Here is a 13,951-nt window from a genome sequence, read left to right as displayed (position 1 = left end):
CGTCTCGTTCTTCGGTCAAACTTCCAAGGAGAGACAACCCACTATCGCTACTGTGCCGGCAATTTCTACAAGAAAAGGAACGAGCAGAGCGGTTCGGAGAGGAACTTGGCTGAAAATTCGGGAGAGAGGTAATACCATTTTAGATTTTAGATTTTAGATTTTAGATTTTAGATTTGGGAAATTGTTATCAATTTCTAATTCCCGCTCGCTGTTTTTATAAATACTCATGTTAGTAATCTCCCGCCCGCTCAAACTCACTAGCCGATTTGATTTTTGTGGCAATATTTTTGTTCCAGTTTCTGAGGGTATTGTCGGAGACTTGCAGGATTTTAGAAGCTTCTAGGCGGGGTGAAAGAGCGGGTCATTGTATTGATTTGGAGGTTCTACGGCATTTTCCTACTTTATTGAATGAATTTGATTACTTTGAAGTTACAGTTCGCGATCGCAAAAGTAACGTATTTCTGTTATTGTTCGCGCTCGTCTCGAAATCTCAAAGCCTTGCCACACAGTCATCATGCGCCCAAGATTGACTTATTATAATCTATCGCAACTGCCAATACATCCGTTAGATCTAAATTGCTCGTTGCCGAACTTCCTTTTTCCTTGTGCGATAAGAACGATCGCCCTTTTAGCAAATTCTATATTCACTGTCAACCAGCACGGTTGAGCTAGCCCGATCGGGTTAGCTCAAATGAGTGTCACTCAAAAAAGTGACTGGTAACTAACTTGTACCCCCGGTTATCAATAGATATAGCGAGGGAAAAGCAAAAAACAAAACTTTTGTGCTCGCACAACCTACTTAGATAAACACATGGAAATTTCAACTTTTGAACTCTTGGCAAAGCCCATTGCACCTTCAGTGCCCACCGCACCAGAACTCACTCCAGTGCTTCGCCGAGTCGTTCAAGGATACTTTCTCACCATCTCTAATCTCGAAGCGATCGACTTGCGATATCGGATTGAGTTTGCCGTTAGTTTGCCCGTACCGCCAGATCCTAATAAAATCCCGATCGACGGCGTTAACGTTCGCTTAATTATTGACGTTGAAGGCGCTAACACCTTTATACCTCTGACTCAGATCGGATCTAGCAACATATATCGCGGGTTTTTCAGAATACCTGCTGGCAAAACTGCATCTGTTGAATTGTTACCTCTTGTGCCAGCAGTTCTCACTTCGGGTAGCCTAGAAGTACGGGGATATGTCTCGCTGTTTTTGCACGCCCGCCGCTTCTTTCCAGGCCCCGTACCTCCAACCAAACAAGGAGCCAGAGTGTTGCTGAATCCAGAAATTCGGGGTACTTTTTTGCCGAATGGTTTTCCAGGTGTGGTTGGGGATCTAGACTTCGATCAAATTAATTACACTCTGGCGATCGCTAGCGGAAAAGCATTGAATGTGCTTCCTCCGGCAATCTCTGGGCCAATTATTATCGATCCACCAATCATACTGCCGGTTTTGGAAGAGTTGCGCGATGGTAATTTGGAGTTAGCTAGTTCAGACGCAGACAATTCAGAAAAAGCTCAAATGCTAGTACAACTTCTGGCGGAACTTGAACCAAATGAGGCCAATTTGAAGGCGCTAAATACCGTGATGAACAAGTTCGATATTCCCGTTAAAATGTCTCACTGCTAGAAAAGAAGGGAATTATCCACCAACTCTATAGGGTGGGAAATACCTAAAATCTCTGGTATAGCAGTTCTCAAGTAGGTGAGGTACGTTGTTGGGCTTGGGCCCTCTTACCATAGGTTATACGGTAAGCTCGCAGACACGCCAACAACTCAGATCGCAGTCATACCTCACCTATCTGAGAAAGGCTATAGCCTTTCTCAAAAAGATGAGGTATGAATGACAGCTTATATAAGCACTAAACCTATAGGGCTCGCATCCCAACAACGTACCTTACCTATCTGAGAAAGGCTATATGTAGGGTGCGCTCCCGCCGCGCACCTTGCCGCTAGTTTGTAGTGAGGACTTCAGTCCTCACTACAAACGTTAAAAATCTAAAATGGTATGAGGATTATTCGGATGCAACCAGTATTTAAGTTTCAGCCAATTTCTTTTAGTTGGGTAGCGGTTCACCCCCAGCCAAAAGGTGTCATTCAATTTATAGGTGGCACTTTTTTTGGCACTTTTCCTACTGTATTTTATCGAGATTTCTTAAAAAAGTTGTTTGCAGATGGCTATACAATTGTTGCTTTGCCGTTTAGGTTTAGTTTTCGCCACTGGCCGATCGCAGTTAGTTTATTGCAAGAACAGGAGATACTTAGGAAAGAACTAACGGAAGTTGCGAAAAAATTGGGTTGGGAGTCGGATATTTATCAAGAGCGATCGAGCTATTTTTGGGTGGGTCACAGTTTGGGATGCAAGTACATCGCTCTTTTAGAGTTTTTAAGCGATGCCAATTGGCAAAATATTGCGAATCAATGTTATGGCCAAGATGAAAACCGACAGATTCAAAAGTTAATCTACAATAGCAGTATCGAGACACCTTCAATTAAAGGTCAACCCTCTTTATTAATTGCTCCCGATATCAGCAACACCGAGAGTGCAATTCCGATTCGAGCCCTCGCAGTGCTGTTAGACAAACTAGGTTTGGGAGTGCGGCCGACAAGAGCAGAAACTCAGTGTTTTATTGCTAGCAGTTCTTTGTTTAATTTAACTGCACTGATTTCGTTCGATCGAGATGACATAGCAGGCTCAGTTAGGGATATTGACAAAAGTTTGGAAGTACAAAAAAACAGCGATGTGCTGTGGTTGGTTGAACAGTTGAAAGCTAGAGATTTACCAGTTTTAACTCGGGAAATAGAAGGCACTCATTTATCCCCTATCGCTATCGAAACTGGCAATTATATTGTTGGGTTAAATCATTTTAATGCCTTCATCAAGCCGATTAAATACCGATTGCTTGAAGCTGAATGCGTTAAATTTTTAAGCGCTTTGAAGCTCAAGTCCGCACCCAAGGTCGATCGATAATATCACATCCGATTGCGCGATCGAGCGACTGGGCACAATGTAATATTTTTTATACCGGAAGTTCGATCGCAAATTCTGTCCCTTCACCCAGCACAGAATGGCAGATTAACTTGCCGCTGTGGGTTTCTTCTACGATAGACTTAGCGATCGCCAATCCCAATCCCGTCCCCTTGCCAACCTCTTTCGTAGTAAACAGATGGTCGAATATCCGCGATTTTACTGACTTTGGCATACCAAAGCCGTTGTCTTTGATACTAATTTCTACGGTAGAAAGGTCGATCGACATTTGAGTAGAAATAATAATTCGCTCAGGATCGGCTTCTAATTCCGCATAGGTTCGCCCAACGCACGCTGCATCCAAAGCATCGATCGCATTGGCGAGAATATTCATAAACACCTGATTTAATTGTCCGGGAAAACAATTAATTTCTGGCACATCGCCGTAGTTAGCAATCACTTCAATGGCTGGACGCAGATTATTTGCCTTGAGGCGATGGCGCAAGATCAGCACTGTGCTGTCAATACCTTCAGCCAGGTTAAATTTCTGCTTTTTATCGCTGTCGGCGCGGGAAAAAGTGCGGAGGCTTTGACTAATAGATACGATGCGATCGCCCCCATCCTTCATGGATTTAACCAGTTTGGGCAAATCTTCCCGCAGATATTCTAGATCGATCGTGTCTAGAGATGCCTCAATTGTCGGGCCGGGTTCGGGGAACCGTTGGCGATATAGATCGATCAAATCAAATAGATCGTTAATGCTATCTTCCACAGCACTGACATTACCTACGACACAAGCAATGGGATTGTTAATTTCATGAGCAACACCCGCCACCAGTTGTCCCAGAGTGGAGAGTTTTTCTTGCTGCACCAATTGCAATTGGACTTTCTCCAACTCATCGGTACGTTGTGCCACTCGTTGTTCTAAGGTGTCGGCTAGTTGCTTTAGACGCCAGTGAACTTTCACCCTTGCTAATACTTCCTGGGGTTCAAAAGGTTTGGTAATGTAGTCCACCGCCCCCAAGGATAAGCCTTGGATTTTATTCTCCGTATCTGCCAAAGCCGTCATAAAAATTATGGGGATACCTTGAGTAGCGGGGTCTGATTGGAGGCGGCGACAGGCTTCAAAACCGTCCATTTTGGGCATTTGCACGTCGAGTAAAATTAGGTCTGGGTGAGCATAGGCCACCATAGCTAGGGCTTCTTCGCCATCCACTGCCATGCGAATTTTGTAGTTGGCGGATTTCAAGGTTTTGGAGAGGATAGACAAGTTGGTTGGATTGTCATCCACAATCAAAATAAAGGAATTGCTTGAGTCAATCATAGTTTCTAATACTACACATTAAGCGAGATACTGCTGAATAAATGCCCGTAGTTGTTTGATCTCGCACGCCTCAGTCATCTGGATAAGTTCTCGGACAAAAGCGGCATTATCCCCATCGGAAATTTGCTGGGCGACTTCCATCACTCCCTCTAAATCGCCCATTTTGGCTAGTTGAGCAAGTTGGGTCAAAATGGCGTCAGATGGCGGCTTAATTTCTTGAGCTACATCCAACTCCCAAAGTTGCTCGTCTTTGGGATCCTGATAAATCCACTCTAACTTTAAATACTTTTGCACTTGTTCTAGCAATATTTCAGCTTGGATGGGTTTGGGTAAGAAATTATTGCCCCCCGCTTTAATGCTATTGAGGCGATCGATCTCAAAGACACTGGCTGAAGAAACCAGCACAATGTGATGTTGTAGTTCTGGATGCGATCGCAATGAGTGCAAAAACTCAAACCCGTCCATGACTGGCATGGATAGATCGGTAATAATCAAATCCGGTGCAGTCTGTAAAACTTGCTGGAGTCCTTCTTGTCCGTCGCTAGCTTCAATAATTTTAAAACCAATTGGTTCCAAAAGATTCAGCAATACCGAACGATTTTCCCAGCGGTCATCGATCAATAAAATTTTGCGTCGTTTCCCAGCATAGCCTAGGATAGTTCTCTGAGAAACAACTCTCGAATCCGCAGCCCAATCCTTCTCTTCGGGCAATTCTACTTCAAAGGAGAAGGTGCTACCTTCCCCGGAAATACTTTCGACTTTAATTTCACTACCCATCAAGGAGACAATTTTATGGCTAATTGCTAGTCCTAATCCAGTACCTTCGGATTGTTTTTTGATATCACCTACCTGTTCAAATGGCTGGAATATCTGCTCTAGTTGTTGCGGGGTAATTCCGACTCCGGTATCTTTTACTGAGAAACGGAGAGTGCAAAAATCCGGTCGATCCGTTGTTTCAACTCTCTCAACTAAGAAGGTCACGCTGCCTTGATTCGTGAATTTAATGGCATTACTCAACAGATTAATTAGTACCTGACGCAAACGCTTTTCATCCGCCAGGACTCCCATAGGTAAGTTATCATCTGGGAGAAAGTCGAAGGTAATTCCTTTTTGTTGCGCTCGAATACTGTTGATTTCTACAACGCTTTGGAGAAAGGAAGGAAAGTAGAAGGAGGCGGGATAGATTTCTAGTTTACCTGCTTCGATTTTAGAGAGGTCAAGGATATCGTTAATTAGGGTGAGCAGGTGGGAGCCGCACTGGTAGATGATGTTAACGCCGTTACTTCCTTTCGAGGTGAGGGGTTCGCTGCGTTGCAGAATCTGAGCGTAGCCGAGGATGCCGTTAAGGGGTGTGCGGAGTTCGTGGCTCATATTGGCGAGAAATTCGCTTTTGGCGGCGTTGGCGTTGTCGGCTAATTCCTTTGCTTGTTGAAGTTCTAGGGTACGTTCGGCAACGCGAGCTTCGAGGACTGTGAAGGAGGTTTTGAGTTGCGCTGCCATTTGGTTGAACGATCGCGCTAACCCTGCTAATTCTTTGATATCGTTAATTTCGACTGTGCGATCGAGTTCACCCGTGGCAATGGCTTCACTGGCTTGTTGCAATTTCAGAATCGGATCGGCAATCCATTGGGAAGTATATATACCGAGAACGGTTGCCAAAACCAACGCACCCAAACAGAGGATAATTGTGGTGCGAGTGTTGGCATTGATTTGTGCCATGAAAGTTGATTCAGGGACTACAATGACGCCGATCCAATCGATACCTCGTTTGTCGTTAATAGTTGAAATTTGAATAAACTGACGTTGGTTTCCCAGCATAAAATCAAGCTGCTGACTTTCGGCAATGTTGTTAAAAGTGCCAAGTCGTTCGAGGATTGCTTGGGCTGTTTGACGCATTACATAATTTTCAGACTTGACGGCAGGAATTTGTTGTAATTCATTTTTTTTGCGATCTATAATATAAGGCTCTTCGATCGTGGAACTTGCAATCAGGTTGCCCGATCGATCGATGATAAACGTTTGTCCTGTTTGATTCACCTGTAGATTGTTGAGAAAGCTATGAATCTTGCTAATCCGAAAAATATTGTTTTGAACTCCTAATAAATTTCCATCGCTGTTGTAGATCGGCTGGGTTAGAGCAATTGTCGCCTTCTTCGTCGTCTGGCCCAAGTAGGGCTGAGATGTCCAGATTGGTTTTCCGGCTTTCAGTGCAGCTAAATACCAGGATCGAGTCCGAGCGTCAAACATTGGTTGAGTTTCTATCAACCTAGTCCGTTGACCTCGATCGCCCAGACTGTAGATTTGACGCTGAGGCAGATTCGCTTTGTCACCAACCCGAGAAACGATGCCATCCTTTAATGTATCCTCTAAGGTAATACTTGTGCCATCAGTTAAAGCAATTTGCATGAATTCGACAGTATCTTGGCTGACCAACCGCCAAAAAGTCCGTTCTAGTTTGGTGACATCTGTTAAATCTAACCGCCCCTCTTGACCCGCGGCCACGATCGTTTGCCCTACAATATAAGGCTTGTCTAGATAAGCCAGGACTTGCAGGTTGAGGCGATCGCTAATCTCTTGACGCAACTGACTGGAAACATCATTTACTGCTTGCTGTCCGTTACGCAGCGACAGATAACCAGTCAGTCCGACTGCGGCAAAGATTTGCAAGACAAACGGAACTACGAGTACAAGTCGTAAAGGTAGAGTTTTAGCGGGATTCGCGTTAGATTTCATCATAGGTAAGTCGATTTTAGATTTATTGCCGCATTGAATCTGCGAGGTTTGGTGCATCTGGCGCAAGGCGAATATATCCGTAGGGGCGAAGCATGACCGCAATCAATATGAGATTATAACTAATAACTTATATGCGGTCATGCTTCGCCCTCTTCCTTGCGCCAGATGCACCCGGGAGGTTGAGCTTTGGTCTCCAGGTTTTATGTTCACAGGCGATCGTACCCTGACCTTTGCCACCAATGGTTCGATCGCTATTCCCTATTTTAAGCTGCGATCGCAAGCCATTTTATTAACTTTAAATTAAAATCAGACTATTCATTACTCCAATCCTCGGACTTAAGGGTAGAGGTCGCTCTCAAACTGTCAACTGTCAACTGTCAACTGTCAACTGTTGAAATATGGCCTTTAATTGGGAGCGAGATTACAAACTCAGTACCTTCACTTAGAGTTGATGCCACCTCGATAGTCCCCCCGTGTTTTTCTTCTACGATCTGTCGGGCGATCGCCAATCCTAACCCAGTGCCTTTTCCCACACGTTTCGTGGTAAATAAATGATCGAAAATGTGGGATTTTACTTCTGACGACATTCCTTTTCCGTTATCCGCGATCGTCACTTTTACACCTTCACTTTCCAGGTTCGTCCGAATCTCGATCCGATTGGGATTAGCTTTAATCTCAGCAAAACTGCGTCCTGAATTAGTCGCTATCGTTACGGGAGAAAGTGCGGAGACTTTTGCTAATCGATGTAATGCGATCGGCCCCATCTTTCATCGCCTTGATTAATTTTGGTAAATCTTCCCGTAAATATTCCAGATCGATCGCTTCTAATTCGTCTTCAATTTCCGCATCGGGTGTAGGAAACTTTTTCTGATAGAGATCGATAACTCCAAATAAGTCGTTAAGAGCATCCTGTACCGCACCGACATTACCGACAATGCAGCCCACGGGATTATTAATTTCGTGGGCAACACCAGCAACTAAATTACCCAAGGCTGACATCTTTTCACTTTGAACCATATGTAATTGAGCTTGCTGCAATTCTTGTAAAGCCTGTTCTAAGGCGTGGGTTTTTTGTTGAATAATGGTTTCTGCATTTTTGCGATCGCTAATATCTCGCACAATACCTTGGAGTCCTATAGCATGACCTTCAGTATCTTTGATGGGAGTCATGTTTAGTGTTACCCACAGATAGCTGCCGTCTTGGCATAGGTGACGAAATTCTATATCTTGCTGGTTCGTGCCTTGCTCAAGCGCAACTTTAGCCGGTGCCAGCGCCATTTCTAAGTCATCGGGATGAATTAAATATGTTAAGGATTTTCCAACCCAATCAGACGGGGGGAATCCAAACATCGTCTCAAATTGGGGAGAAAGGTAGGTAAAGATGCCATCTGCCTGGGCAGACCAAATCATGTCATTTGCCCCTTCCACCAATCTTCGGAATTTAGCCTCACTCTCAGCCAGGGCAGCTTCAGCGTGTTTGCGATCGCTAATATCTCGGAAAATTACTAGCGCATGACGCTTGCCGTTGTAGTCACAGGAAGTTGCTTTAATCTCAATGTCAAAAATTGTGCCATCTTTGCGGATACATCGCCCACGATGATTAAAAATCTGCCCGCCTCGGACAGTCTCAATAAATTTGGCAAATATGGAAAGTTCTTCAGCTATCACAAAATCTGGCGGAGATAAAGCCAGAAACTCTGCCTCAGAATAGCCAAATATTTTACATACAGTTGGGTTGATCGCAATTGTGATACCTGTCTCTAGATCGACAATTGAGAGTCCATCTGTGACTGATTCAAAAATGCTGCGATACTGTTTTTCTTGTTGAGCTAATTTATCAGATTTCTCTTTTTCTCGCTGATATAGCTTGGCATTTTCGATGGAAATAGCGGCTTGAGTGCAGAGAAAGTTAAGAGTCAGGATGCGATCGCGCGTAAACGCACCACTGGTTCTTTTATTCTTCAAATATACAATGCCACGTAATTGACTTTGATGCAAAACAGGCAGACACAAAATGCTCTTGGGCTGTCGCTGGAGTAAATACTCGTCAATCACTGGCAAATCAGTCTTGAGATTGTCGATGACAACCACTTCCTGCGTGTTTTTGACATACTGAATCAGTTTTATCGGCAGAGCCTCATGCCCCTCCAGGGGAGCAGCGCTAATATCGATTTCATCGAGAGTTGCGATGACTTGGACATACCATTCCCCAGCTTCATTGGGAACTATCATCACGAAGCGTTCAGCCCCAGAGTTTTGTAAAATGATTTGGCTGAGTTGATGCAGGAGCTGCTCCAGTTGAATGGTTTCAGAGAGGCTTTGAAAGGCTTTGAGGAGCGTGGCAAAATCCAGAGCGGTGTTAATGCTCGTGCTTGAAGACTGGGTAGGATTGGTAGAGGTGTTAATAGAGGAATGAGGCGCAAGAGCAGTAATTGTTGTCAGTGTTTCCAAGATAGTTAGAGATTCGGTACCTGCATAGAGAATGGGGCGCAGTAAATTGGGATAACGATTTTCTAAGTCATCGGTTTTGGCTTTGGCTCCCCAACGGGCATAGCAGTAGTAAGCTTCTTGCATATAGCCGGAGGCGACTTTTTCTTTGCCCCAATCTAGATAGAATTTGGCTGCAAGTTCGTTGGCGAGGGCTTCTTCTTGAATGTATTTGTTGGCTTTAGCGCCAGAAATGGCAAGATCGTATAGATCGATCGCTTCTATTCTTTCACCCAGCACTCGCCGATACTCCGCTGCCACCAGATCGTATTTATGTTGGAAGTTCATCGGAGCTTGGCTAGCCCTTTGTTCAAGCTGTGTGAGTTTGCTCTGAATGCGATCGCCCAATGCAGATTTTTCTGCTGGCTGCGTGCTGGGTTCAAGAGCCAAATCTGCTAGCACTGCATAAAATTCGGTGACAATAACAACAAGCTGAGTCCGCGTAATCGGATCGCAGCGATCTAGTAGGGAAGCAATGCGTTGAGCGGTGTGATAATCACCAAAAAGATAGCTATAAACGAGCTGATTGTGAATGTAATAAATAAAGACAGGAATTCCCGGATTCATCTGTTCCCAATCGCTCGGGAAACTGGGTGCAGGAATTTTCCCTTCTAAGTTCAAGATACCCTGGTGATTAGCTTGATGGATGGCGAAACCAATGCCAGCTTCTCCGATTTGCCCCATCCACTGGCTATACTTTTCCATTTCAACATGGACTGTTGCTAAATTGTTTCCAGCTAAATAAGCTAGATTGCAGTAGTTAAAAGCACTATAAGTGGCGTGTTCATAATCACCAGTTTCTATAGCCAGGGTGTAAGTTTGTTGCAATTTTTCTACAATCTGATGTGCTGAAAAATGCCAATGTTGAGTAAAAAGATTGACTAAGAATGTGGTCATAGCCGCCAGTTCGCGGGCTTCGTATCGATCGATAAGTTGGAGTGCTAATTGTCCAAATTCATAGGCAGCGGTTTTATCTCCTAACATTCCACCCACTAACATCGCGTAGTTTGCATAACCATGAGTATGAGGAGCAGCATGACCATTGTCTAATCCAAGTTTGGTTTGTGCTAATACTAGCAGGGGGAACAACATCGGATCGCCTAAAAAGGCGGCGGGAGAAATTCTCAGTAATAGATAGCTGGCTGCCAGTTTGTAGGGATCGTCAATCGCTGGAGATTCTAATAAGTCCTCGATCGAGCGATCGGCAAGTTTAGCTTGTACTTCCTGCAAGCCCATGATGATATCCTGGGGCTGGGGCTGGGACGGAAAGGTGATGCCTAATGTCTCTAAGAGCGATCGCCCGAGAGCAATTGCTTCGGAAAAGCGACTTTGAAGTTTCAAGCCCTGTAGGCGAATGTCCTGCATCGGTAGGGCTGTTAAGAAATCAGGGCTGTGTTGGAGTGCAGTGTCAATGCACCGATCCATCAACTCGAATTGACTGCACAGACAGGCGGCTTGGGCAAGGCCTTGATGCAGCTTGCGAGTCAAGGTATCCTGTCGATCCCAGCAGTCGGGTGGCAACAATTCGATGCCGGTGCGACAATAATCTACGGCAGCTTCGTAAGCAGTAGAGGCGATCGCTTTGTCACCTGCTTCTAGATTCAGTTGAGCCAACAGTAATTGTTCCGATAATTGGTTAATTAATGCTCTTCCCAAATTCAGTTGATTCACTAACAAAAATACTTGCTTTGCCCTGTTTGCAGATAAACTTTTAGCTAACAGTAATCTGCCAATTTTGAGGTGAATTTGGGATTTTTGATACTCAGGAATGAGAGAATAGGCAGCTTGTTGGATGCGATCGTGGAGAAATCTGTAGAGTGCAATCTGTGAATTTTCGACTAAATCCTGGGTTTCTCGTTGGATATAAAACTTGTAAACTTCACTTTGAGGTAGAATCAAGCCTTCTTGCAAAGCTTGCCACAATGTTGTTGACGTTTCCGTCTCAGATTGCTCAAATGCGATCGCCAGCGTCTTCAAATCGAATTCGTTGCCAATACAAGCAGCCAGTTTCAACACCGCTTGTGTTTCCAGTGGCAGTTTCTGCAACTGCAATGCCATAAACTCCACCACATCATCCGTGAGTGCCGCCTCCCGCACCCGGACAATATCGCATTCCCAATGTCCGACTTGGCTGTCAAACTTAATCAACTCATCCTGATGGAGTGCCTTGAGAAACTGAGTGGCAAAAAATGGATTTCCTTGGGTTTTTTGTGCAATCAATGCCGTCAACGGTTGCGCTAACGCCGTATCACAGTTGAGCGTATCTGCAACTAATTGATTCAAACTAGATTGGCTTAATGGCTTTAGGGCGATCGTACTCACGATTGCCTCAGTTTTGCTCACTGAATCCAAGGTCAGCATTAACGGATGGGCTCCGGAAACTTCATTGTCGCGGTATGCTCCAATCAGCAGCAAATAGCCTGTTTCCGATGCCATTAACAGTTGCATCAAATTCAGTGAAGCGGAATCTGCCCACTGCAAATCATCCAAAAAGATAACTAAGGGATGTTCTGGTTTTGTGAAGACTTGAAGAAACTTTTCAAACAATGAATTGAATCGATTTTGGGCGGCTGTTCCCGACAGTTTAGTGGCAACAGATTGTGTGCCGATAATTCGTTCCAGTTCAGGAATTACTTCAACAATTACCTGGCCATTTTCGCCAACCGCTTCTAGAATCTGTGTTTTCCAGGTTTGTAGTTGGGTGTCCGACTCGGAAAGCAGTTGCCCCATCAGATCGCGGAAGGCTTGCACAAAGGCAGAAAAGGGAATATTGCGATTAAACTGGTCAAATTTCCCTTTAATAAAATAACCCCGTTGCCGGACAATGGGTTTGTGAACTTCATTCACAACAGCCGTTTTGCCAATGCCAGAAAATCCAGAAACCAGGATCAATTCACCCCCCCTTTGTCTACCGTTGCTAAGGGTGGATGACAGGGGAGTCGCTACTCGATCGAATGCTGCTAATAGTTTTTGAACTTCGATTTCCCTGCCGTAGAGTTTTTCAGGAATCAGGAAGCGATCGCAAATATCTCGTTGTCCCAATTCAAAATGCTCAATTTTACCAGTTGCTTGAAGTTGAGCAAAACAAGTTTCTAGATCGTGTTTTAATCCTAATGCACTTTGATAGCGTTCTTCTGCATTTTTCGCCATCAACTTCATGACAATATTAGCAATTGCCTGCGGAATATCTACACTTTTAATTGTTGATTGTGGATTTGTTTCTTGTCGAAGAGATGGCGGTTGTTTGGCAATATGATAGTGAACTAACTCCATCGGATCTTGGGATTGAAACGGCAAATTTCCTGTCAGCAGTTCGTAAAAAGTAACTCCGAGGGAATAAAAGTCGGTTCGGTAGTCAACGCCTCGGTTCATTCGTCCTGTTTGTTCGGGAGAAATATAGGCGATGGTTCCTTCTAAAACGTTGGGATTATAATAAATTTCTTGCGTTTCTCGTGGCAGTAAAGAAGCGATGGAGAAGTCGATTAGTTTGATTTGCTTGGTTTGCGGATTAATCAGAATATTAGCTGGTTTAATATCTTTGTGAATGATGCAGTGGTTCCCAAGTATATCTAATGTATTGCTTAGGGCGATCGCTATTTGGAAAAACTCAACGAGAGATTTTACTGTTTTGCCTTTTCCAGTCCACTCTTTTAGAGAAATTCCCCCGAAGTCTTCGACAATCAGCGCATAGCCGTTGCGGTAGGGTTCCAAGCTGTAGGTTTGGATGATTCCGGGCAAGTTGAGGTTTTTGGCGATCGTGTACTGATTGCGAAATTGGACGAGTTCGCTGAAGCTGGGATACTCGCTATGCAAGACTTTGATGGCAACGGGCTGTTTGTCGTCTGTGCGGAAACCTCGATAAACTACGGTGCGAGTGCCTGAGTAAATGCGATCGATAATTTGATAGCCAGTTAGTTCTATCATAACGATAGTTATTTTTTTATTATTTTTGATCTAACTATTATAATCTAGTAATTATCCAATAATGCCAGTAAAAATACTTAAGAAAATAACAAAAACGATACCCAGTAATACCAATTTAATGTGAAGTTGCACATATCTCGATCCCCCTAAATCCCCCTTAATAAGCTATGCTTTATAAACATCTTTCTTAACAATAAATTTGACAAGAATCAACATCTGTGCTGTTAAACGATCTGGCGATCGCCCAGGAATGAGATTAAAATGATCGATCAATGGGTAAGGGAAGAATTAGAAAAGACTCAATTGGGAGATGCAAGAAGAACAAATAGATTCATGAAAATTGTTTCTAACTTGAGTGATAAACCAACATCCAGTGTACCTGAAGCTAGTGGTACATGGGCAGAAACTAAGGCTACTTACGATTTTTGGGATTCACCATATATCAAACCATCTCAGCTTAGGAAAGGACACGTAGATGCGACGGTTTCAAGAATTAAAAATCATCAAATTATCTT

The 13,951-nt window shown here is 44.0% G+C and carries 5 protein-coding genes and 2 pseudogenes; 3 read left to right on the top strand and 4 right to left on the bottom strand.

Features of this window, described 5'->3' with window-relative positions; translation table 11 throughout:
- Nucleotides 1-811 precede the first annotated feature (811 nt).
- Complete coding sequence (locus JGK20_RS19710) at nucleotides 812-1,630, top strand: hypothetical protein (protein ID WP_293193325.1); 819 nt, start codon at nucleotides 812-814, stop codon at nucleotides 1,628-1,630.
- Nucleotides 1,631-2,023: 393 nt separating this feature from the next.
- Complete coding sequence (locus JGK20_RS19705; RefSeq protein ID WP_293185731.1) at nucleotides 2,024-2,971, top strand: DUF1350 family protein; 948 nt, start codon at nucleotides 2,024-2,026, stop codon at nucleotides 2,969-2,971.
- A 49-nt stretch (nucleotides 2,972-3,020) separates the two neighbouring features.
- Here JGK20_RS19705 and JGK20_RS19700 read toward each other — a convergent pair whose 3' ends face one another.
- The 4 genes and pseudogenes from JGK20_RS19700 to JGK20_RS19685 form a co-directional block, all read right to left on the bottom strand.
- The gene (locus tag JGK20_RS19700) at nucleotides 3,021-4,292 is read right to left on the bottom strand and encodes a response regulator (RefSeq protein WP_293231844.1); all 1,272 of its coding nucleotides are present in this window, start codon (nucleotides 4,290-4,292) and stop codon (nucleotides 3,021-3,023) included.
- An 18-nt stretch (nucleotides 4,293-4,310) separates the two neighbouring features.
- On the bottom strand, nucleotides 4,311-7,028 hold the full coding sequence (locus JGK20_RS19695) for an ATP-binding protein (RefSeq protein WP_293208147.1): 2,718 nt from the start codon (nucleotides 7,026-7,028) through the stop codon (nucleotides 4,311-4,313).
- A 374-nt stretch (nucleotides 7,029-7,402) separates the two neighbouring features.
- Nucleotides 7,403-8,090: pseudogene (locus JGK20_RS19690) on the bottom strand (ATP-binding protein); the annotation flags it as partial.
- Between the two features lie 63 nt (nucleotides 8,091-8,153).
- A pseudogene (locus JGK20_RS19685) lies at nucleotides 8,154-13,436 on the bottom strand (PAS domain S-box protein); the annotation flags it as partial.
- Nucleotides 13,437-13,697: 261 nt separating this feature from the next.
- Between JGK20_RS19685 and JGK20_RS19680 the strand changes: the two are divergent.
- Nucleotides 13,698-13,951 (top strand): transposase (locus tag JGK20_RS19680; RefSeq protein WP_293193320.1); only part of this gene is annotated, 254 nt, incomplete at its 3' end.

Origin of the sequence: Microcoleus sp. PH2017_05_CCC_O_A (assembly GCF_020738785.1) — a bacterium.
In the GTDB taxonomy this organism is placed as follows: Bacteria; Cyanobacteriota; Cyanobacteriia; order Cyanobacteriales; family Microcoleaceae; genus Microcoleus.
Note: the sequence above shows the minus strand (reverse complement) of the source record. Positions and strands in the feature narration are given on the sequence as shown.

Bases quoted from the DNA above. Each gene is read 5' to 3' on its own strand.
- JGK20_RS19695 (WP_293208147.1), bottom strand. From the start codon at position 7,028: ATGATGAAATCTAACGCGAATCCCGCTAAAACTCTACCTTTACGACTT.
- JGK20_RS19705 (WP_293185731.1), top strand. From the start codon at position 2,024: ATGCAACCAGTATTTAAGTTTCAGCCAATTTCTTTTAGTTGGGTAGCG.
- JGK20_RS19710 (WP_293193325.1), top strand. From the start codon at position 812: ATGGAAATTTCAACTTTTGAACTCTTGGCAAAGCCCATTGCACCTTCA.
- JGK20_RS19700 (WP_293231844.1), bottom strand. From the start codon at position 4,292: ATGATTGACTCAAGCAATTCCTTTATTTTGATTGTGGATGACAATCCA.